Raw genomic sequence first — 21,724 nt, forward strand, 5'->3', positions numbered from 1 at the left:
ATAGCCAGTGAATGTGCCGGTGAATCAGGTCTTGGGCAACGGTGCAAACAACGCTTCGATATCGCTCTGCTCAAGCTTCCACCCACCCGTCGCGCCGCCATCCAGCAGACTGCCCGCCAACGCGGCCTTATCCTCCTGAAGCGCCTGTATCTTCTCTTCCACCGTGCCTCGGGCAATCAGCTTGTAGACGAACACTGGCTTGTTTTGACCGATCCGATAAGCCCGGTCGGTCGCCTGATTTTCCACCGCTGGGTTCCACCACGGATCGAAGTGAATCACCGTGTCGGCAGCCGTCAGATTGAGCCCCGTACCGCCGGCCTTGAGGCTGATTAGAAACAGCGACACCTTGCCACTCTGAAATTCCCTCACCGGGGTGCGGCGATCCGTGGTGGATCCGGTCAGTAAGGAATAGGTCAGGCTGCGCTTTTGCAGTTCCTCCTCGATCAGGGACAGCATCGAGGTGAACTGGGAAAACAGCAGAATCTTGCGCCCTTCGCTGAGCAACTCTTCAAGCATCTCCATTAAACTGATCAACTTGCCGCTGCCGGAACGTAGCGCTTTGGCGGTCTGTACGGTATTGAGCAGCCGCAGGTCGCAGCAGACCTGGCGTAACTTGAGCAACGCGTCGAGAATGATAATCTGGCTACGGGCCACGCCGCTGCGAGCGATTTCGTCGCGCACTTTCCTGTCCATGGCCACACGCACGGCTTCATAGACATCCCGCTGTCCGTCACTGAGGTCGACCCAATGGACGATTTCAGTCTTGGGTGGCAGCTCAGTAGCGACTTGTTCTTTTTTACGCCGCAGTAGAAATGGTTTTATTCGCGCCGTCAGATGGTGCATTCGCTCGCTGTTGCCATGTTTTTCGATCGGCGTCCGGTAGTCTCGGTTGAAGCTTTTGTTATCCCCCAACCAGCCGGGCAGGAGGAAATGAAACAGCGACCAGAGTTCGCCCAAGTGATTTTCCAGGGGCGTACCGGACAGGCACAAGCGCTGCCGGGCATTGAGTTCGCGAGCAGCCTGGGCGGCCTTGCTGGTGGGATTCTTGATGTTCTGCGCTTCATCGAGAATCAGCACACTCCAGGCCTGGGGTTTCAGCGCCTCCAGATCCCGCGGCAACAAGGCATAAGTCGTCAGAATCAGGTCGTACTGTGCAAGGCTGGCGAAATCTTTTTGCCGGGCTGCACCATGAAGCGCCACGACGTTGAGCTGCGGCGTGAAGCGTGCCGCTTCGTCGAGCCAGTTGGGAATCAGACTGGTGGGCATGACTGCAAGCGCCGGGACATCCAGGCGCCCGGCCTGCTTCTCACAAAGCAGGTGAGCCAGGGTCTGCAAGGTTTTACCCAAGCCCATGTCATCGCCCAGGATGCCGCCGACTTCCAGCTCGCGCAGGGTCTGCATCCAATTGAACCCTTCCAGTTGATAAGGTCGCAGGGTGGCTTTGAGCCCCATCGGCGCCGGGACATGAGCATGAGTCGACTCGTGTAGTCGCTTGGCGAACGTACGCAACCGCTCCCCGCCTTGCCAGGTCAATGGCACGCTTTCAAGCACATTCAACCTGGCCGCATCAAAGGCATTCAACCGTATCGAGTCACCCCGGTGCTCCTTCATGTACAACTCACCAAGCGTTGCCATCAGCGGCTTGACCCGCCCATATGGCAACGCGACCTTCACACCAGGACCCGCCCCGAACTTTCCGCCGTTGAGATCGAGCAACATCAACTCCTCATCACCACGCCGATCAAGGTTGTCCGGATCCATCATCTCGGGGCTTGAGCGGAGCAGATGAAGCAAGATCGGCAGCAGGCTGTGCCGTTTTCCATCCACGACAATGCCTAGTTGTAAATCGAACCACTCTCGACCGGGAGACTCGTCGATGTCGGCGTACAACTGCTCCACCGGTTGCAGATCGAAATGAAAACCCGCTTCGATATCGATCTGCCAATTGGCGGCACGCAATCGCGGCAGGCCTTTGTCCATGAAGGCCAACCAGGCGTGGTCATCCGCCATTTGAAATAGCTCACCCCCGATGTCCGCCAGCGCAAGGCTCTTGCGACTGGTTTTCTTGAAACCTACCTTACGCAGAACGGTGCGAAAGGCTTGCTCGACATCCGGTTTACGCTGAATGCGCAAAATTTCGGTTCCGGACAGGATCGACAGTTCGGTGGACGCTTTGTCGTCCGCCACATGACCATCATAAATAAAGGTCAGTGCCGCGCGATGTTCTGGAACAGATTTCCAGTGCCGGAAGGTGATTGCACTTCCCAACGTCAACAACGCTCGCGGTTCAACACCTTCGATGATGCGCTCAGTCAGTTCTTTCGGCGGCGGGATAGGTCGGTCGACAGCGTTGATCCTATGGCTGAAAAGCACAACATCCCGAGCGGGTACCTCCGGCGCACGGCATAAATGGCACGCCAATTTGTCGTCCACTTCATAGGACAGCCGGCCAAGTTCCCTGCGCGATAAATCCAGATAATGAAGCGGCTCAAGCACCAGGAGGTTATCCAGTACCTGATCGCCACTGCGCCACCGAGACCGATAGTTGCCATTGGCCTGCTCAGCCCAGAAAAACTGCGCATTTTTTAGCGGACCTGCGCCCAATGGCTGCGGCGGGTCGAAATCCAGGAACAAGCGCGAGGATTTTAATGCCAGCGCCAGCACTTCGGCGCCGCTGCGACCTTGCAACGGAAAGCTGTTCTGGCTGTGATAATGCTGACTGCTGATAAGCGACTGGCCAATTTGCTTGTCGACGTCGGACATATAATTCGGAGAACGATTCAGCATGTCCGTCAGTTGGCCAAACGCTTTCAGATCCTTCAGGGAACCATCATCGAGCTGGCGCCCCTTGAAGAGTTCCAAAATCCACTGTCCTATGTGCGTCTTCTTGAGTTTGTAGAAGATCCGGACATCGGCGTCTTTTTTGCTCGGTAGCGAATCGGCGTCCCACTCGGGAATACCCTTGATCCAGGTTTCAAGTTCAGAACTCAGGCGCTCGCTGGCGGAGCCGGCCTCCAGCGCTTGCGGATTCCACATCAAATGGAACATGACGGCAGCGCAGTGCTTGCAGCTGTTACCGACCGGGCACGAACATTCGTAACGAACGCCGTCGTAGCCCCGATAACGAGTGAGCTCGATCACCTGCTGATAGACATTATCGCCGCCACCCTCGCATTCGGCGTGAATCGATTGCTCGTCTATCCGCAGTATCCGTACTCGGTCTCTCTCGGCGTAGTCGAACCCGCGCTGAAGGTAACTCTGATGGAAGTCTTCTCCCCAATCCGTCTCAAGAAGCGCCTCAATTGGCTGGGTCATGGGCACCGCCGAGCATTACGCATATCAGTCACGACACTTCCTCAATCAACCAGCTGGGCAGCCCTCAGCGCGCCGAGCGCCGCCAGCCAGCGAGGGTCCTGACGGTATTCAGTGGAGGCACAGGCCTGGCCGCGCATGCGGGCGATCCGTGCCGAAGGCTTGACCTTCAGGCGCTGGGCAGCGCTCAAGGCCAACTCCGCGGCAGCACGGTCATTGCACACCAAGCCCATGTCGCAACCCGCCGCCAAAGCAGCCTCGATACGACTGGCAGCATCACCGACCACATGAGCCCCGGCCATCGACAGGTCATCACTGAAGATCACCCCATCGAATTGCAACTCGCCGCGCAGGATGTCCTGCAGCCAGCGGCGGGAAAACCCGGCTGGATTGGGGTCAACCTGCGGATAGATGACATGGGCCGGCATGACGGCGGCCAGTTGTTTGCTCAGCCTGGCAAATGGCACCAGGTCGTTGGCGCGAATCTGCTCCAGGCTGCGCTCATCGTTCGGAATCGCCACGTGGGAATCGGCCTCGGCCCAGCCATGCCCCGGAAAATGCTTGCCAGTGGCGGCCATCCCGGCGGCGTTCATGCCGCGGATGAAAGCACCGGCCAACAACGCAGCGCGCTCGGGGTCACCCTCGAAGGAACGACTGCCGACGACGGCGCTGCGCTGGTAATCGAGGTCCAGCACCGGGGCAAAGCTCAAGTCGAGACCGACCGCCAGCACTTCTGTGGCCATGATCCAGCCGCACTGCTCGGCGAGGTACTCGGCGTTCGGGTTATCGGCTATCGCCCGCATCGCCGGCAACCGCACAAAACCCTGGCGCAGCCGCTGGACACGACCACCTTCCTGATCCACCGCCAATAAAAGGTCAGGGCGGATGGCGCGGATCGACGCGCTCAACTCACGCACCTGACGTGGATGCTCGATATTGCGGGCAAAGATGATCAGCCCGCCTACCTCAGGCTGGCGCAACAGGTGGCGATCTTCGGCCGTCAGCCAGGTACCGGCGACGTCCACCATCAACGAGCCTTGCAGGCCAGCAGTCATAGCATTTCCTTAATAACGATGAACCCGCGCGACAACACAGGCACGACCACACCGCTGGGCCCAAGGCCCGGCAGGTCGCGGTCATGCAACAAAAAATGGAACGGGTTCGAAACGAGAGTCGGCATGGGCGGCTAGCTTAGCGGATGTAGGCAGCCGCGCCCACCCATGCACTTACGCCTTGGCCAGCGCCGGCGTCGATTTACTGCGCGGACGCAATTGCGCGACAGCCATGGCTTCATCGGTGACGCCACTTTCGGCACGCATGCCGGCTGCCAGGAACGGCACCATCAGGCGCATCACCTGTTCGATCGAGGTGTTCACGCCAAAGTCGGTTTCAGCAATGGCGCGCAACGCCTTGATACCGGACATGCTGAACGCCGCGGCGCCGAGCATGAAGTGCACTCGCCAGAACAACTCGATGGGCGGAATACGCGGTGCGGCTTCGTTGACCAGCAGCATGTAGCGCCGGAAAACCTTGCCGTACATGTCTTCCAGGTAACGTCGCAGGTGGCCCTGACTCTGACTGAAAGCAAGGCCCAACAGGCGCATGAAAATGGAAAGGTCGTTACCGCTGCGCGGTTGCACGACAAGGGCTTGCTCGACCAGGATTTCCAGTAGCTCTTCCAAGGTCGGCTTGACGTCAGGCTTGGCCTGCCGGCGCTCCAGCTCGCGATCGAGGCTGAGGCAGAAAGGTCCGAGGAACCGCGAGAATACCGCCTGGATCAAGGCCTTTTTGGAGCCGAAATGATAGTTCACCGCCGCCAGGTTCACCCCGGCCTTGCTGGTGATCAGACGCAACGAGGTTTCAGCGAAACCTTTTTCCGCGAACAACTGCTCGGCAGCATCGAGAATGCGTTCAACGGTTTCCGACTGGGCCATGGTTACTCCGCCTGACAAACACTTGTTTGAAACATACGTTTCAGCCTAGGGGTTGTCAAGCCTGCCGGGGCGTTTTGCGAACGCCCGGTCACGTATTTAACCACACCTTTTCACGGGTGGTAGCCATGTCGCATCCAACAGCCTGACCGACCGTCCAGCGGCCGGTGAAAAAAGGAGGATTGCCAAGCGCCGTCCACTGTATATAATCCCAGTCACTGTATAAAAAGACAGAGCGATCAATATGCTAAAGCTGACGCCACGCCAAGCAGAGATTCTGGCCTTCATCAAACGCTGCCTCGAAGACAACGGCTACCCGCCAACCCGCGCGGAAATCGCCCAGGAACTGGGTTTCAAGTCGCCCAACGCGGCTGAAGAACACCTCAAGGCGCTGGCGCGCAAGGGTGCTATCGAAATGACCCCGGGCGCATCCCGTGGCATTCGCATCCCCGGCTTCGAAGCCAAGGCCGACGAAACCACCCTGCCGATCATCGGCCGGGTAGCGGCAGGCGCACCGATCCTGGCCCAGCAGCATGTCGAGGAGTCCTGCAACATCAATCCTTCGTTCTTCCATCCTCGGGCCGACTACCTGCTTCGTGTACACGGCATGAGCATGAAGGACATCGGCATCTTCGACGGTGACCTCCTGGCCGTGCACACCACCCGCGAAGCCCGCAATGGCCAGATCGTGGTGGCGCGAATCGGCGACGAAGTGACCGTCAAGCGCTTCAAGCGCGACGGCAGCAAGGTCTGGCTCATCGCCGAGAACCCGGAGTTCGCGCCCATCGAAGTGAATCTGAAAGATCAGGACCTGGTCATCGAAGGCTTGAGCGTCGGCGTCATTCGCCGCTAAAGGAGGCTTTATGCAGTTCCCTCACACACCACAACACACACAACTTCCGCTGTTCGAGGCATTCATGGCCCAACCGCTGGCTCCAGTCCTGAAAGAGGTCATCGAGTCGCCCTGGGGCGTCGAGCCCGAGGCTTTCAGCGAACTGTCGTTACGTGGTGCGGCTGGAAACTGCCTGAACCTGCTGGCGCCGATTCTGCGAGAACTCAGCCAGGACCAGGATGCTCGCTGGCTGACGCTGATCGCACCACCGGCCAGCGTCACCCAGGCCTGGCTGCGGGATGCCGGCCTGAACCGCGAACGCATCCTGTTGTTGCAGCCGCGGGGCACCCAAAGCGCCCAACAGTTGACCTGCGAAGCCTTGCGCCTGGGCCGCAGCCACACCGTGGTCAGCTGGCTCAACCCGTTGACCGCCACCGCACGGCAACAGTTGATCAGCGCCGCCCGTACCGGGGACGCACAAAGTCTGAACATTCGATTGGGCTAAGACAAACGCGGGGCTTCTCCAAGGCAGAGAAGCCGACCAGCCACACTATCCAAAAAAGCCGACAGACGGGATCAATGAAGAACCCGCGGCCCCTCTTCCTTGTTGAATTCGCCTTCAACCAGGCGACCTGCCATCTGAACGCCCACGCTCAGCATCGCCTTGGCGACTTCGACGTGTTGGCCCTGGAGGAATACCTTGGCATCTTCGGAGAAGTTCAGGGTAACCAGAGAACCCTCGTCCTCAGCCCTGCGCAGCTCGATGCGGCCATCAGGAAGTTCGACAATTTCTAGAAAGGACGTAGGCATAAAAGTCTGTTCTCCACGAAAGGCGAGGATTATATAGTCATCGGCCAGGCTCCGCTCGGGATCTTGACCAAGCGTTATCAACGAACGTAACGGGCCGTGGGGAAACTCAGCACTCGTTCAAACCTTCACGAAAGCGTATCGCCAGGCTCTTGAGGTTCTGACGCCAACTCTCCAGCTCCTCCCGGCTCAACTCCTGCTCGGGTTCTTGTTCGTCCAGATTGACCGCCACGATCAACGGCTGGGTCACGTCCCCCTTGGGCTTGCGCGGGGCACGTGGCGGTTCGAACAGCGCCGCATGGGCCGCCAATAGCTTCGCCAGCCAGGTTTCCGGGTTGTGCGCCAGCTCGACCATTTCGGCCAATTCCGGGATAGCAATGGTTTCCAGCACTTCGCGGGTCAACAACAGCTCGGCCCGCGGTGCATTCGCTTGAGGCAGGCGATAGAAACCGGCGATTTCATGGCACAACCCCAACAATGCACCGTACAGGTGAAACAGCACGGATTCGCGCCCTGCCTGGAGCAGCGCCGGGGAATTCATCGCACGTCCGTCCTCGGCCCTGGTAAGCGCCTCGAGCGACAGACCGGCGAAATAGATTTTCTGATTGGTGCGGGTATAGAGTTCGTGGGCCATGGCGGCATCTCCCCAACGAAATGAAAGCTTCACGCAAGTGCGACAGTGTCATGGATCAACCGAGGCCACTGCAAGCCAAAAACAAAAGGCCGCATGAAAACCTATGGGTTGTCATGCGGCCTTTTGTTCACATGGGACTTATTGGGACGGCTGCGTCCGAAACGTCGGACCGGTCCAGCGGGAGCAAGCGCCCTCGCCACAGCAAGTCCCTTTGTCACACGCGAGTGCTGCCATCAACTCTTGTCTTGCACCGTCCACTTACCGCCGTCGTAAAAGGCTTTCCAGCCGGTCGGCTTGCCGTCGACTTCGGTCTGCACGTATTGCTCCTTGGTCTTGCGGCTGTAGCGAATGACCGCCGGGCGCCCTTCCGGATCCTTCTGCGGCGCTTCGCAGAGGAAATGGTACTTGGGATCGATCTCGTCCTTGTGCGGCACGATTTCCATCACCAACGGTGCACGGGTCTCACGGTTTTTCGGGAACTGGCTGGCCGCCAGGAACAGGCCGGAAGCACCGTCGCGCAGGATGTAGGTGTCGTTGACCTTCTCGCACTTGAGCTCAGGCATCTTCACCGGGTCCATTTTCGGCGGCGCCGCGTCACCGCTCTTGAGCAGTTTGCGGGTGTTCTTGCAGGTCGGGTTGGTGCAACCGAAGAACTTGCCGAAACGGCCGGTCTTGAGCTGCATCTCACTGCCACACTTGTCGCACTCCAGGCTCGGACCTTCGTAGCCCTTGATGCGATAAGTGCCCTCTTCGATCTCGTAGCCAGCACAGTCCGGATTGTTACCGCAGATGTGCAGCTTGCGCTTTTCATCCAGCAGGTAGGCGTCCATCGCCGTGCTGCAGATCGGGCAGCGATGCTTGCCACGCAGCACCAGGGATTCCGATTCACCCTCGTCGTCCGCGGCGATTTCGTCACCCGGCACCAGATTGACCGTCGCCTTGCAGCGCTCCTTGGGTGGCAGGCTGTAGCCCGAGCAACCGAGGAACACGCCGGTCGAGGCGGTACGGATTTGCATCGGACGCCCGCAGGTCAGGCACGGGATATCGGTCATGACCGGCTGGTTGGCGCGCATGCCGCTGTCAGGGCTTTCGGCCACCTCGAGCTTTTTCTTGAAGTCGCCGTAGAACTCGTCGAGAACGTTTTTCCAGTCGCGCTCGCCCTGGGCCACATCGTCGAGGTTCTCTTCCATACCGGCGGTGAAGCCGTAGTCCATCAGGTTCGAGAAGCTCTCGGACAAACGCTCGGTAACGATGTCACCCATCTTCTCCGAATAGAAACGACGGTTGTGCAGCGCCACATAACCGCGGTCCTGGATGGTGGAGATGATCGCTGCGTAGGTCGAAGGACGACCGATGCCGCGCTTTTCCATCTCCTTGACCAGGCTGGCTTCGGAGTAACGAGCCGGTGGCTTGGTGAAATGCTGGGTCGGATCAAGCTTGATCAGCTTCATCACGTCGCCCTGGGCCATGTCCGGCAGGACGTCGTCATCCCCAGGCTTGGTGATCTGCGGCATGACGCGGGTATAGCCGTCGAACTTCAGGATGCGGCCCTTGGCGCGCAGCTCGAAGTCGCCGGCACCGACGCTGACCGTGGTCGACAGGTATTGCGCCGGCAGCATCTGGCAGGCCAGGAACTGGCGCCAGATCAGCTCGTAGAGACGCTCGGCATCGCGCTCCATGCCCGACAGCTTGCTTGGCTCGGTGTTGGCATCGGACGGACGAATCGCTTCGTGAGCCTCCTGCGCGCCTTCCTTGCTGCTGTAGACGTTCGGCGTGTCCGGCAGGTACTTCTTGCCGAACTCGCTTTCTATATAAGTGCGCGCCATCGCCACGGCATCGGTCGAAAGGTTGGTCGAGTCGGTACGCATGTAAGTGATGTAGCCGGCTTCGTACAGACGCTGGGCCATCATCATGGTTTTCTTCACGCCAAAGCCCAGGCGATTGCTCGCGGCCTGTTGCAACGTGGAGGTGATGAACGGCGCCGACGGTTTGCTGCTGGTCGGCTTGTCTTCGCGCTTGACGATGCTGTAGCTGGAAGCCTTGAGCTTCTCCAGCGCGGCCATGGCCTGGGCTTCGTTGAGCGGCTTGAATGCCTCGCCCTTCTCCCGGGCCACGTCGAAGCGCACGGTGGCGCCCTTGGCGGTGCCGAGGTCGGCGTGGACTTCCCAGTACTCTTCAGGGATGAACGCACGGATCTCCCGCTCGCGTTCCACCACCAGTTTCACGGCGACCGACTGCACGCGACCGGCCGACAGGCCGCGGGCGATCTTGGCCCACAGCAGGGGCGAGACCATGTAGCCCACCACGCGATCGAGGAAGCGACGCGCCTGTTGAGCGTTGACCCGATCGATATCCAGCTCGCCCGGCTGGGAGAAGGCTTCCTGGATGGCCTTCTTGGTAATTTCGTTGAACACCACGCGCTTGTAGCGGCTGTCATCCCCACCAATGGCTTCGCGCAGGTGCCAGGCAATGGCTTCCCCTTCGCGGTCCAAGTCCGTCGCGAGATAGATGGTGTCAGCATCCTTGGCGAGCCGGCGCAGCTCTTCGATGACCTTTTCCTTGCCCGGGAGGATCTCGTACTTGGCTTTCCAGCCGTGTTCCGGATCGACCCCCATGCGTGAGACCAGCTGCTTGCGCGCCTTGTCTTTCGGCGACAGCGCCGGCGCTTCACCGGCAGCAGCCTTGCCGCGCTTGGCGGCTGGCTCCTTGCTGGCGCTAGCCGAACCGCTGGTGGGCAGGTCTCGGATATGGCCGATACTCGACTTCACCACGTATTGGTCGCCCAGATACTTGTTGATGGTCTTGGCCTTAGCCGGGGATTCCACAATGACCAGCGATTTGCCCATGGATCAGAAAATTCCTGAATTCTAAAAAGTGAAAGGCGGTTGGCGCCTGACGCGGCACCGCTATATATAGTGGCTGCAAGGTGAGGTCAAGCGCAGGGTTGCCCGCTTACCGGCCTCAAGGCTTGGAAAAAATGCTCTCCTCGGCCTGCACCAAAGCAAAGCGTGGCACCTGTTCGCCGTCAACCTCGACGGACTCCTGGAACATGCTCAAAGGACGCACCCAAAAGCCGTAATCGCCATACAGGGCTTGATAGAAGACCACTTCTTCCTCGGTCTCGGAATGCCGCGCGATGCTGAATACGCGGTACTGCGGACCTTTGTAATGCTGGTAGAGCCCAGGTTGTATCGGCATGCTTTGGCCCTCACTCAAATTTTTTCAAAATAAAAACAAAATCTTTTTTTACTAAACCCGAAAAAACAAAAACCGGGGCACTTGGCCCCGGCTTCCATCAACGCAACGCTTAGACGCGTTCGAAGACAGTGGCGATGCCCTGGCCAAGGCCAATGCACATGGTGGACACACCAAAGGTGCCGCCATTCTGCTTCATGACGTTGAGCAGCGTGCCGGAGATACGCGCACCGGAGCAACCGAACGGGTGACCCAGGGCGATCGCGCCGCCGTGCAGGTTAACCTTCTCGTTCATCTTGTCGAGCACTTTCAAATCTTTCAGCACTGGCAGGGCCTGTGCGGCGAAAGCTTCGTTGAGCTCGAAGAAGTCGATATCGGCAATACCCAGGCCTGCGCGCTTCAAGGCTTTCTGCGTGGCCGGTACTGGACCATAGCCCATGATCGCCGGATCCACACCCGCCACGGCCATCGAACGAATCACCGCCATCGGCTGGATACCCAGGTCCTGGGCACGTTGGGCCGACATCACGATCATGCACGAGGCACCATCGGTGATCTGCGACGAGGTACCGGCTGTCACGGTGCCGCCCTTTGGATTGAATGCCGGCTTGAGGGCCGCCAGGCTTTCCAGGGTGGTTTCCGGACGAATGGTTTCGTCGTAGTCGAACAGCTTCAGGAAACCGTTCTCGTCGTAGCCCTGCATCGGGATGATCTCATCCTTGAACTTGCCTTCCACGGTCGCCTTGTGGGCGAGCTGGTGGGAGCGCACGCCAAAGGCATCCTGCTGTTCGCGGGTGATGCCGTGCATTTTGCCAAGCATTTCCGCTGTCAGGCCCATCATGCCCGAGGCTTTTGCCGCGTACAGCGACATGTGCGGGTTCGGATCGACGCCGTGCATCATGCTCACGTGGCCCATGTGCTCGACACCACCGACGACGAACACGTCACCGTTGCCGGTCATGATCGCCTGGGCGGCGGTGTGCAGTGCGCTCATGGACGAACCGCACAGGCGGCTGACGGTCTGGCCCGCCGCCGTGTGAGGAATCTGGGTCATCAGCGAGGCCATGCGGGCGATGTTCCAGCCCTGCTCCAGGGTCTGGTTCACACAGCCCCAGATCACGTCTTCGACTTCGGTGGGGTCGACCTTGACGTTGCGCTCCAGCAGTTTGCTGATCAGGTGCGCCGACATGTCTTCGGCGCGGGTGTTGCGGTGCATGCCGCCCTTGGAGCGGCCCATCGGCGTACGACCGAAGTCGACAATCACGACGTCTCTAGGATTCAAGCTCATAAATGTTCTCTCGCTCTAGTCGTTGGGCGCTTAACCGAAGAAGCTCTGGCCGTTCTTGGCCATTTCACGCAGCTTCGCGGTCGGGTGGTACAGCGCGCCCAAATCAGCGTACTGGTCAGCCAGGGCAACGAACTCGGCCACACCGATCGAATCGATATAGCGCAGCGCACCGCCACGGAATGGAGGGAAACCGATACCGTAGACCAGACCCATGTCGGCTTCGGCGGCGGTTTCGACAATGCCGTCTTCCAGGCAACGCACGGTTTCGAGGCACAGCGGGATCATCATCCAGTTGATGATGTCCTCGTCGGTGACTTCGCGCTGCTCGTAGACGATCGGCTTGAGCACTTCCAGCACCGACGAGTCGGCGACTTTCTTCTGCTTGCCGCGCTTGTCGGTCTCATAGGCGTAGAAGCCCTTGCCGTTCTTCTGGCCCAGGCGCTTGGCTTCGTAGAGCACGTCGACGGCCGAACGACGGTCGTCCTTCATGCGGTCCGGGAAGCCTTCGGCCATGACGTCGCGACCGTGGTGGCCGGTGTCGATGCCGACCACGTCCATCAGGTACGCCGGGCCCATCGGCCAGCCGAATTTTTCCATGATCTTGTCGATGCGCACGAAGTCCACACCGGCGCTGACCAGCTTGGCGAAACCGCCAAAGTACGGGAACAGCACGCGGTTGACCAAAAAGCCCGGGCAGTCGTTGACGACGATCGGGTTCTTGCCCATTTTCTTGGCGTAGGCCACGGTGGTGGCAACGGCGTGTTCGCTGGATTTCTCGCCACGGATCACTTCCACCAGCGGCATCATGTGCACCGGGTTGAAGAAGTGCATGCCGACGAAGTTCTCCGGACGCTTGAGGGCCTTGGCCAGCAGCGAAATGGAGATGGTCGAGGTGTTCGAGGCCAGGATGGTGTCCTCTTTGACCTTGTCTTCGACTTCAGCCAGTACCGCCTGCTTGACCTTCGGGTTCTCGACAACGGCTTCGACCACCAGGTCGACATGGCCGAAATCGCCGTAGGACAGGGTCGGACGAATGCCGTTGAGCACTTCGGCCATCTTCGCAGCGGTCATGCGACCTTTGTCGACACGGCCGACCAGCAGCTTGGCGGCTTCGGCCAGGCCTTGTTCGATCCCGTGTTCGTTGATGTCCTTCATCAGGATCGGCGTGCCTTTGGACGCCGACTGGTAGGCAATACCGCCACCCATGATGCCGGCGCCGAGCACGGCGGCCTGCTTCACGTCACTGGCGATTTCGTCGTAGGCCTTGGCCTTTTTCTTCAGTTCCTGGTCATTGAGGAACAGACCGATCAGGCTTTGCGCAGCCGAGGTCTTGGCCAGCTTGACGAAGCCGGCGGCTTCGACTTCCAGAGCCTTGTCACGACCGAAGTTCGCGGCTTTCTGGATAGTCTTGATCGCTTCGACCGGCGCTGGGTAGTTCGGGCCTGCCTGACCGGCCACGAAACCCTTGGCGGTTTCGAAGGCCATCATTTGTTCGATGGCGTTGAGCTTGAGCTTTTCCAGCTTCGGCTGACGCTTGGCCTTGTAGTCGAACTCGCCGCTGATGGCGCGCTTGATGGTTTCAAGGGCCGCTTCCTGGAGTTTGCCAGGTTCGACCACGGCATCCACGGCGCCGACCTTCAGCGCGTCTTCAGCACGGTTTTCCTTGCCGGCGGCAATCCACTCGATGGCGTTGTCGGCACCGATCAGGCGCGGCAGGCGCACGGTGCCGCCGAAGCCTGGGTAGATGCCCAGCTTGACTTCCGGCAGGCCGATCTTGGCCGTGGTGGACATGACGCGGTAATCCGCCGCCAGGCACATTTCCAGGCCGCCACCCAGGGCGATGCCGTTGATGGCCACGACGGTCGGTACGTTGAGGTCTTCGAAGTCGCTGAAAATACGGTTGGCTTCGAGGTTGCCAGCGATCAGTTCGGCATCGGGCAGCTTGAAGTTGTCGACGAATTCGGTGATGTCGGCACCGACGATGAACACGTCCTTGCCGCTGCTGACGATCACACCCTTGATCGAAGCATCTGCCTTGATAGTGTCCACGGCCTGACGCAATTCATTCAGGGTTAGACGGTTGAACTTGTTGACGGACTCACCCTTGAGGTCGAATTTCAATTCGACGATGCCACTTTCAAGAGCCTTAACCGTGATGGCTTTACCTTCGTAAATCATCAACTGATCTCCACGATATGGAAGCTGAACAGTACACGTTGAACGCTGACCACTGGTTCGGCATTGACGTTTACCGTCGATGCTACGCCAATCCGCCAGGCACACCCGTCAACGCGATAGTCGGGGTCTGTAGGAGCATTCTGAAAATACAAACGCTCAATTCATACGCCCGTTTGATTTGGGTACGTCACCTTCACGGAATTTCCGACAATTGTCAATCGCCCTAAACACAGGCGTGAACGCGACTTCTCGGTCATTTCCGTACCGTACGGATCCGCAACACGGCGCCGCATGAGCAGCTATTCATAGGATCAATAATTAGAAAAATCGCCCTAATTCCAGGCATATCGGATCCAGCCGTCTACGCTGTCGGGACGCGATTGAAAATTGGGAACAAAGGACGTTACGAACGCACGTCCTGACACGAGATTGATTACCGGCCTGCCTGGCCAACCCGCCCGATGAGACTGTCGGGCTTTTTTATGCCTCAGGCCAGCGCCTTGAGCACCGCGCAAATATCTTGCAAAACAGTCGCTTCGCCCTTCTCGCCCCAGTACAAGGCGATCATTTGCCGATCGGCTTCGACCTTGTAGACGTTGGCCGGCAATTTTTCGAAATGATTGAGCAGGGACTCATCCTGGCAGACTTCTCGCCACTGGTTGACCCAGACGCCTGGCGCAGTCTGCCAATAGCTCCAGACCGCCGGTTCCTTGCCACGCCGGGGCCGGTGGTACTGGGCGCAGGGGTTTGGCGGCTGCTGGCCGAGCCAGTGCGGCCACTCCTGCGGCGCCAGCTGCATGGCCAGGCCCAGGCGTCGTGCTTCCATGCGCAGGGCCATGCGACCGCTCTGAACACGGGACGGACGCAACCATGCCAGTGGACTTAACACCACCAACAGGATTGACACCACTATCCAGACCGTCATATTCGTACTCCCGAATTCTGATGAGCCCATTGAGCCACGTCGCCGTCAATGCGCTTGAAACCAGCCATACTTACCGTATCGCAATTCTCTGGAGTGCTTTCCATGTACTACGAACACGTTCTGGTCGCCGTCGACCTCACTGAAGAATGCGATCCGGTCGTCAAGCGCGCCCTCGCCCTTTGCGAAAGCCGGGACACCAAGCTGTCGCTGGTGCATATCGTCGAACCGATGGCCATGGCCTTCGGCGGCGACGTGCCCATGGACCTTTCCCAATTGCAGCAGCAGCAATTCGACCAGGCCAAGGAACGCCTTGACCGACTGATCGTGAAATACCCTGCCCTGAAGAAGGAATTCAGCCACCTGACCTACGGCCAGCCGCGCCAGGAGATCCATCACCTGGCCAAGGAACAGGGCTGCGACCTGATTGTGGTCGGCAGCCATGGTCGCCACGGCCTGGCGCTGTTGCTGGGCTCGACCGCCAACGACGTGCTGCATGGCGCGCCTTGCGATGTGCTGGCGGTACATCTGGTCAAGCGCACATAACCCCAGACCCTGACCTTGTGGGAGCAAGCTTTGCTCCCACAGGCTCACCCCTACAGGGGAATAGCGTCTCAAATAGAAATCCCGGCGTTCATTGCTGAATTCCGGGATTTTTTTCAACAGCGGATCAAGCGTCCAGTTCAGCCCAGCGCTCGACCAGTGCGTCCAGCTCGACCTGCAACTGCTCCAGGTGCGCGATGACCTTGGCGGTTTCGGCAGCAGGTCGCTGGTAGAAGCCGGCGTCAGCCATCTCGGCTTCCACCGCGGCGATCTGCTGTTCCTTCGCGTCGATGTCACCCGGCAGCGCCTCCAGCTCACGCTGCAGCTTGTAGCTGAGTTTTTCTTGGCCGGTGCCGGGGTCGCCGCGGCAGCTACCGGGGCTGGCTCGGCCTTGACCACGGCCGAATTCAGGTCGGCCTTGCCAGACTTGCTTTCGGTTACTCCCAGCAGACGCGGCGAGCCGCCCTGGCGCAGCCAGTCCTGATAGCCACCGACGTATTCACGCACCAGGCCTTCGCCTTCGAACACCAGGGTGCTGGTGACCACGTTGTCGAGGAATGCCCGGTCGTGGCTGACCATCAGCACGGTGCCGTTGAAGGTCAGCAACACCTCTTCCAGCAACTCCAGGGTTTCCACGTCCAGGTCGTTGGTCGGTTCGTCGAGCACCAGCAGGTTCGCCGGTTTGCTGAACAACTTGGCCAGCAACAGACGGGCGCGCTCGCCACCCGACAGCGCCTTGACCGGCGTACGGGCACGCTGGGGGCTGAACAGGAAATCGCCAAGGTAGCTCAGCACATGGCGGCTCTGGCCATCGATGTCGATGAAATCGCGGCCTTCGGCGACGTTGTCGATCACGGTCTTTTCCAGGTCCAACTGATGGCGCAACTGGTCAAAGTAGGCGACGTCGATTTTCGTGCCCTCTTCCACCTTGCCATTGGTCGGCACCAGGCCACCGAGCATCAGCTTGAGCAAGGTGGTCTTGCCGGTACCGTTGGCACCCAGCAGGCCGATGCGATCGCCACGCTGAAGCACCATGGAGAAGTCCTTGATCAGGAACGGGCCGCCCTGGTGCGCGAAACTCACATTCTCAAGGACCATCACCTGCTTGCCGGACTTGTCAGCGGTATCCAGCTGGATGTTGGCCTTGCCGGTGCGCTCGCGACGTTCACTGCGCTCCATGCGCAAGGCCTTGAGCGCCCGCACACGGCCTTCGTTGCGGGTGCGACGCGCCTTGATACCCTGGCGAATCCAGACTTCTTCCTGGGCCAGTTTCTTATCGAACAACGCGTTAGCGGTTTCTTCCGCCGCCAGCGCCGCTTCCTTGTGCACCAGGAAGCTGGCGTAGTCGCCGTTCCAGTCGATCAGGCCGCCACGGTCCAGTTCAAGGATGCGGGTCGCCAGGTTTTGCAGGAAGGAACGGTCGTGGGTGATGAACAGCACCGCACCCTGGAAGTCCTTCAAGGCTTCTTCAAGCCAGGCGATGGCGCCGATGTCCAGGTGGTTGGTCGGTTCGTCGAGCAGCAGCAGGTCCGGCTCGGACACGAGGGCCTGGGCCAGCAGGACGCGACGACGCCAGCCGCCGGACAACTCGGCCAGGGTCTTGTCGGCCGGCAATTGCAGGCGGCTCAGGGTGCTGTCGACCAGTTGCTGCAGACGCCAGCCGTCTCGGGCTTCAAGGTCGTGCTGCACGTGCATCAACTTGTCCAGGTCGGCATCGGTGACGATGTTCTGGCTCAGGTGGTGGTACTCGGCCAACAGCGCGCCGACACCGTCCAGGCCTTCGGCGACCACATCGAATACGGTCCGCTCGTCGGCCACCGGCAGTTCCTGGGGCAATTCGCCGATTTTCAGGCCTGGCGCGCGCCAGACCGAGCCGTCATCGGGCTTTTGATCGCCCTTGACCAGCTTCATCATGCTGGACTTGCCAGTGCCGTTGCGGCCGATGATGCACACCCGCTCACCACGGGCGATCTGCCAGGACACCTTGTCCAACAACGGCATAGCGCCGAAAGCAAGGGACACATCGCTGAATTTGAGCAGGGTCATGAGCTTCTCCAAAAACCGGGCGCGCATTCTACCTGAGATGAGGCCTCAAGGTTCCGCCAATTTCGCCACCGAAGCACTCTGCATAACAAATGTTGCGAACTTGCACCGACGGCCCTGCAAAGCTTTCGCCGGCTGCTGGCAAAAGGCTAAGCTACAGACAGTTACCCTGGGTTACCCCTTGGGCTTGTCATGTTTTTTTATGCCCGGACGTCTCATGCGCAGTCGCCTTTTCAGTGTTTTATCGTGTCTTTTTGTATGTGCCACTGCCGTTCAATCCGCGCAGGCGGTGGATATCTCCACTCAACGCCAATATTACGACGAGGCCAAGCGCGCCTTGGCCAAGGGTGATTCCGGCCCTTACTTTCGCTACAGCCAGGCCCTGCGCGATTATCCGCTGGAGCCCTACCTGGCCTACGACGAATTGACCGCTCGCCTCAAGAGCGCCAGCAACGCCGAAATCGAGAAGTTCCTCGCCGAACATGGTGACCTGCCCCAGGCCAACTGGATGAAATTGCGCTGGCTGCGTTGGCTGACCGAACGCGGCGACTGGGAGACCTTCGTCAAGTATTACGATCCCAAGCTCAATTTCACCGAACTGGACTGCCTTAACGCCCAGTACCAGCTCAGCCATGGCTTGAAGGCCGAAGGCTATGCCAATACCGAAAAGCTGTGGCTCTCCGGTAAATCCCAGCCCCAGGCGTGCGATGCCTTGTTCGGTCTATGGGCCTCCCAGGGCCAGTTGACCGAACAGAAACGCTGGGAACGCACAAAACTGGCGGCCCAGGCCCGCAACTACCCGCTGGCCAACAGCCTGGTCAGCGGCCTGACCACCCTCGCCCCCCGCGGCAAGCTGCTGGTGGACGTGGCGCAAAAGCCCGAGTTGCTCAACCAGCCCTCGCGCTTCATCCCGGCCGATGAACCGATGTCCGATATCGTCAGCCTCGGCCTGCGCCGCCTGGCCCGCCAGGATCCGGAAAAGGCCATGGCACTGCTGGACGGCTACGCCAGCACCATGCATTTTTCCCGTGATGAAAAAGTTGCGATTGCCCGGGAAATCGGCCTGACCCTGGCCAAGCGCTTCGACAGCCGGGCCTTGGACGTGATGACGAAATACGACCCGGAACTGCGCGATGACACCGTTTCGGAATGGCGTTTGCGCCTGCTCCTGCGCCTGGCCCGCTGGGACGATGCCTACCAACTGACCCGTCGCCTGCCCGAGTCGCTGTCGAGCACCAACCGCTGGCGGTACTGGCAAGCCCGTACGCTGGAACTGGCGCAGCCGCAGAACCCCGAGGCGCTGGCACTCTACAAGCACTTGGCCCGTGAACGGGATTTTTATGGTTTCCTGGCCGCCGATCGCTCCCAATTGCCATACTCGCTGGTCAACAAGCCGCTGGTGATGAGCCAGGCGCTGATCAACAAAGTGCGCAACACCCCTGGCGTGCGTCGGGCGCTGGAATTTCATGCCCGCGGGGACATCGTCGACGGGCGCCGCGAGTGGTATCACGTCAGCCGTCATTTCAACCGCGACGAAATGGTCGCCCAGGCCAAACTGGCGTATGACCTGAAGTGGTATTTCCCGGCCATTCGCACCATCAGCCAGGCCAAGTACTGGGACGACCTGGACATCCGCTTCCCGATGGCCCACCGCGACACCCTGGTGCGCGAAGCCAAGATCCGCGGCCTGCATCCAAGCTGGGCGTTCGCCATTACCCGCCAGGAAAGCGCCTTCATGGACGACGCCCGTTCCGGCGTCGGTGCCGCCGGCCTGATGCAACTGATGCCTGGCACCGCCAAGGAAACCGCGCGTAAGTTCAGCATTCCCCTGGCCTCACCACAGCAAGTGTTGAACCCGGACAAGAACATCCAGTTGGGCGCGGCGTACCTGAGCCAGGTTCACAGCCAGTTCAACGGCAACCGCGTCCTGGCCTCGGCGGCCTACAACGCCGGCCCCGGTCGCGTGCGCCAGTGGCTGCGCGGCGCCGACCACTTGAGCTTCGACGTCTGGGTCGAAAGCATCCCGTTCGACGAAACCCGCCAATACGTGCAGAACGTATTGTCGTACTCGGTGATCTACGGCCAGAAACTCAACTCGCCGCAACCGCTGGTGGATTGGCATGAGCGGTATTTCGATGATCAGTGATTATTAGCGGAAGCTGTTCCTGAGGAGAAAAAAATGCCCGCATCGAAAGATGCGGGCTTTTTTTTGCTCGCTCCCACAAGGGACCATACTTAGTCGGTTGCCGCCTCCAACCCCACATTGAACTGCAACGCCGCCAGCCGCGCATACAGCGCATTGCTGGCAACCAGCTCCTGGTGAGTGCCCACCGCAACCACCTTGCCTTGATCCATCACCGCGATCCGGTCAGCGTTTTTCACCGTGGCCAGGCGGTGGGCGATGACCAGGGTCGTGCGGTTTTTCATCAGGTTGGGCAGGGCTTGCTGGATCAGGTGTTCGCTTTGCGCATCGAGGGCGCTGGTGGCTTCGTCCAGCAGCAGGATCGGCGCGTCCACCAGCAACGCCCGGGCGATGGCCAGGCGTTGGCGTTGACCGCCGGATAACCCGAGACCACCGTCACCCAGGTGGGTCTGGTAGCCGTCGGGCATTTTTTCGATGAAATCGTGGGCGTGGGCAATCTGCGCGGCCTCACGCACCTGCTCGGACGTTGCGCCAGGGTTGCCGTAGCGGATGTTCTCTTCGACCGTGCCGAAAAACAGTGCCGGATTTTGTGAAACCAGGGCGAAGTGACGGCGCAGGTCCAACGGATCAAGTTGAGTCAACGGCACGTCGTCGATCAGTATCTGCCCTTGCACCGGATCGTAGAAACGCAGCAGCAGGTCATACACCGTTGACTTGCCCGCACCGGAAGGCCCGACCAGGGCCAGGGTCTCACCGGCCTTGATAGTCAGGTCGAGGCCGTCGACCGCATAGCTGTCAGGCCGGGAGGGATAGGAAAAACGCACGCCTTCGAGGCGCAGGTCGCCCCGGACCCGCTCCGGCAACGTGACAAGACCTGAAGCCGGCGGCTGGATAATGTTCTCCGAACGCAGCAACTCGGCAATGCGCTCTGCCGCACCCGCCGCCCGTTGCAGCTCGCCGATCACCTCGCTCAGGGTGCCGAAGGCACTGCCGACGATCAGGCTGTAGAACACGAATGCCGCCAGCTCACCGCCGGAAATCCGCCCGGCGATCACATCCATGCCGCCGACCCAGAGCATCACCCCCACCGCGCCCAGCACCAGCACGATCACCAGGGTGATCAGCCAGGCCCGCTGGGCGATGCGCTTGCGGGCAGTGTCGAAAGCCTGTTCCACCGTCACGGAGAATCGTTGTTCGTCCTGGACCTGGTGGTTGTAGGCCTGCACGGTCTTGATCTGCCCAAGGGTTTCGGAGACGTAGCTGCCGACGTCGGCAATCCGGTCCTGGCTCTGGCGCGACAAGCTGCGCACCCGACGACCAAAGACCAGGATCGGTGCCAATACCAGCGGCAGGGCAATCACCACGATGCTGGTCAACTTGGGATTGGTGATGAACAGCAGCACGATGCCGCCTACCACCATCAAGGCGTTGCGCAAAAACAACGACAGCGACGAACCGATCACCGATTGCAGCAAGGTCGTATCGGCGGTCAGCCGCGACTGGATTTCCGAACTGCGGTTGTTTTCGTAGAAACCGGGGTGCAAGTACACCAGATGGTTGAAGACCTGCCGCCGGATATCGGCCACCACCCGCTCGCCGATCCAGGACACCAGGTAAAAACGTGAAAACGTACCGATCGCCAACCCCACCACCAGTACCATGAACAGGCCGATGGATTGATTGAGCAGGTGCGGTGAGCGGGTCATGAAGCCCTGATCCACCAGCAACCGGATGCCTTGGCCCATGGACAAGGTAATACCGGCGGTGACAATCAGGGCCAGCAAGGCGCCGACGACCTGTTTGCGGTAAGGGGCGATGAAGCCGCTGGCCAGGCGTATGGCACGGCGATGTCGGGAAGAAAGCATCAAGGGCATCCGATAATGCAGCAGGAAAAAG

General features: G+C 59.9%; 15 protein-coding genes and 1 pseudogene. 4 read left to right on the forward strand and 12 right to left on the reverse strand.

Features of this window, described 5'->3' with window-relative positions; all coding sequences use genetic code 11:
• Positions 1-24 precede the first annotated feature (24 nt).
• The 3 genes from AB4O22_RS17225 to AB4O22_RS17235 form a co-directional block, all read right to left on the reverse strand.
• Positions 25-3,315: a DEAD/DEAH box helicase gene (locus AB4O22_RS17225; RefSeq protein WP_460096815.1), complete on the reverse strand. Its 3,291-nt coding sequence runs from the start codon at positions 3,313-3,315 to the stop codon at positions 25-27.
• A gap of 41 nt (positions 3,316-3,356) precedes the next feature.
• Complete coding sequence (gene nagZ / locus AB4O22_RS17230; protein WP_223473090.1) at positions 3,357-4,355, reverse strand: beta-N-acetylhexosaminidase; 999 nt, start codon at positions 4,353-4,355, stop codon at positions 3,357-3,359.
• Positions 4,356-4,538: 183 nt separating this feature from the next.
• Entirely contained in the window at positions 4,539-5,246 is a 708-nt protein-coding gene (locus tag AB4O22_RS17235) for a TetR/AcrR family transcriptional regulator (RefSeq protein WP_003199653.1), read from the reverse strand.
• Between the two features lie 241 nt (positions 5,247-5,487).
• Between AB4O22_RS17235 and lexA the strand changes: the two genes are divergently transcribed.
• The gene (gene lexA, locus AB4O22_RS17240; protein WP_003199651.1) at positions 5,488-6,096 is read left to right on the forward strand and encodes a transcriptional repressor LexA; all 609 of its coding nucleotides are present in this window, start codon (positions 5,488-5,490) and stop codon (positions 6,094-6,096) included.
• Between the two features lie 10 nt (positions 6,097-6,106).
• Complete coding sequence (sulA, locus tag AB4O22_RS17245) at positions 6,107-6,580, forward strand: SOS-induced cell division inhibitor SulA (RefSeq protein WP_014339358.1); 474 nt, start codon at positions 6,107-6,109, stop codon at positions 6,578-6,580.
• Positions 6,581-6,651: 71 nt separating this feature from the next.
• Here the strand turns inward: sulA and AB4O22_RS17250 are convergent, their stop codons facing one another.
• The 7 genes from AB4O22_RS17250 to AB4O22_RS17280 form a co-directional block, all read right to left on the reverse strand.
• The gene (locus tag AB4O22_RS17250; RefSeq protein ID WP_003183419.1) at positions 6,652-6,885 is read right to left on the reverse strand and encodes a hypothetical protein; all 234 of its coding nucleotides are present in this window, start codon (positions 6,883-6,885) and stop codon (positions 6,652-6,654) included.
• 106 nt (positions 6,886-6,991) lie between these two features.
• Positions 6,992-7,516 carry a DUF6586 family protein gene (locus AB4O22_RS17255; RefSeq protein ID WP_003199647.1) on the reverse strand — a complete coding sequence of 175 codons (525 nt, stop codon included), beginning with the start codon at positions 7,514-7,516 and terminating at the stop codon, positions 6,992-6,994.
• 233 nt (positions 7,517-7,749) lie between these two features.
• The gene (gene topA / locus AB4O22_RS17260) at positions 7,750-10,362 is read right to left on the reverse strand and encodes a type I DNA topoisomerase (RefSeq protein WP_223473035.1); all 2,613 of its coding nucleotides are present in this window, start codon (positions 10,360-10,362) and stop codon (positions 7,750-7,752) included.
• Positions 10,363-10,477: 115 nt separating this feature from the next.
• Positions 10,478-10,714: a DUF1653 domain-containing protein gene (locus tag AB4O22_RS17265; RefSeq protein WP_025212748.1), complete on the reverse strand. Its 237-nt coding sequence runs from the start codon at positions 10,712-10,714 to the stop codon at positions 10,478-10,480.
• Between the two features lie 109 nt (positions 10,715-10,823).
• Entirely contained in the window at positions 10,824-11,999 is a 1,176-nt protein-coding gene (gene fadA, locus AB4O22_RS17270; protein ID WP_460096818.1) for an acetyl-CoA C-acyltransferase FadA, read from the reverse strand.
• 30 nt (positions 12,000-12,029) lie between these two features.
• The gene (fadB, locus tag AB4O22_RS17275; protein WP_003199641.1) at positions 12,030-14,177 is read right to left on the reverse strand and encodes a fatty acid oxidation complex subunit alpha FadB; all 2,148 of its coding nucleotides are present in this window, start codon (positions 14,175-14,177) and stop codon (positions 12,030-12,032) included.
• A gap of 487 nt (positions 14,178-14,664) precedes the next feature.
• Entirely contained in the window at positions 14,665-15,102 is a 438-nt protein-coding gene (locus AB4O22_RS17280; RefSeq protein WP_003199638.1) for a hypothetical protein, read from the reverse strand.
• A gap of 102 nt (positions 15,103-15,204) precedes the next feature.
• Between AB4O22_RS17280 and AB4O22_RS17285 the strand changes: the two genes are divergently transcribed.
• Entirely contained in the window at positions 15,205-15,645 is a 441-nt protein-coding gene (locus AB4O22_RS17285; protein ID WP_003199636.1) for a universal stress protein, read from the forward strand.
• Between the two features lie 124 nt (positions 15,646-15,769).
• Here the strand turns inward: AB4O22_RS17285 and AB4O22_RS17290 are convergent.
• A pseudogene (locus AB4O22_RS17290) lies at positions 15,770-17,688 on the reverse strand (ATP-binding cassette domain-containing protein).
• A gap of 214 nt (positions 17,689-17,902) precedes the next feature.
• On the opposite strand from AB4O22_RS17290, the gene AB4O22_RS17295 reads away from it, so the two are divergent.
• The gene (locus tag AB4O22_RS17295; protein ID WP_223473036.1) at positions 17,903-19,831 is read left to right on the forward strand and encodes a transglycosylase SLT domain-containing protein; all 1,929 of its coding nucleotides are present in this window, start codon (positions 17,903-17,905) and stop codon (positions 19,829-19,831) included.
• A gap of 89 nt (positions 19,832-19,920) precedes the next feature.
• Here AB4O22_RS17295 and AB4O22_RS17300 read toward each other — a convergent pair whose 3' ends face one another.
• On the reverse strand, positions 19,921-21,702 hold the full coding sequence (locus AB4O22_RS17300) for an ABC transporter transmembrane domain-containing protein (protein ID WP_013692620.1): 1,782 nt from the start codon (positions 21,700-21,702) through the stop codon (positions 19,921-19,923).
• Between the last annotated feature and the right edge of the window lie 22 nt (positions 21,703-21,724).

The sequence above is a fragment of the Pseudomonas sp. S3_B11 genome, assembly GCF_054667715.1.

Bases quoted from the DNA above. Each gene is read 5' to 3' on its own strand.
- AB4O22_RS17225 (WP_460096815.1), bottom strand. From the start codon at position 3,315: ATGACCCAGCCAATTGAGGCGCTTCTTGAGACGGATTGGGGAGAAGAC.
- AB4O22_RS17235 (WP_003199653.1), bottom strand. From the start codon at position 5,246: ATGGCCCAGTCGGAAACCGTTGAACGCATTCTCGATGCTGCCGAGCAG.
- lexA (WP_003199651.1), top strand. From the start codon at position 5,488: ATGCTAAAGCTGACGCCACGCCAAGCAGAGATTCTGGCCTTCATCAAA.
- sulA (WP_014339358.1), top strand. From the start codon at position 6,107: ATGCAGTTCCCTCACACACCACAACACACACAACTTCCGCTGTTCGAG.
- AB4O22_RS17250 (WP_003183419.1), bottom strand. From the start codon at position 6,885: ATGCCTACGTCCTTTCTAGAAATTGTCGAACTTCCTGATGGCCGCATC.
- AB4O22_RS17255 (WP_003199647.1), bottom strand. From the start codon at position 7,516: ATGGCCCACGAACTCTATACCCGCACCAATCAGAAAATCTATTTCGCC.
- topA (WP_223473035.1), bottom strand. From the start codon at position 10,362: ATGGGCAAATCGCTGGTCATTGTGGAATCCCCGGCTAAGGCCAAGACC.
- AB4O22_RS17265 (WP_025212748.1), bottom strand. From the start codon at position 10,714: ATGCCGATACAACCTGGGCTCTACCAGCATTACAAAGGTCCGCAGTAC.
- fadA (WP_460096818.1), bottom strand. From the start codon at position 11,999: ATGAGCTTGAATCCTAGAGACGTCGTGATTGTCGACTTCGGTCGTACG.
- fadB (WP_003199641.1), bottom strand. From the start codon at position 14,177: ATGATTTACGAAGGTAAAGCCATCACGGTTAAGGCTCTTGAAAGTGGC.
- AB4O22_RS17280 (WP_003199638.1), bottom strand. From the start codon at position 15,102: ATGACGGTCTGGATAGTGGTGTCAATCCTGTTGGTGGTGTTAAGTCCA.
- AB4O22_RS17285 (WP_003199636.1), top strand. From the start codon at position 15,205: ATGTACTACGAACACGTTCTGGTCGCCGTCGACCTCACTGAAGAATGC.
- AB4O22_RS17295 (WP_223473036.1), top strand. From the start codon at position 17,903: ATGCGCAGTCGCCTTTTCAGTGTTTTATCGTGTCTTTTTGTATGTGCC.
- AB4O22_RS17300 (WP_013692620.1), bottom strand. From the start codon at position 21,702: ATGCCCTTGATGCTTTCTTCCCGACATCGCCGTGCCATACGCCTGGCC.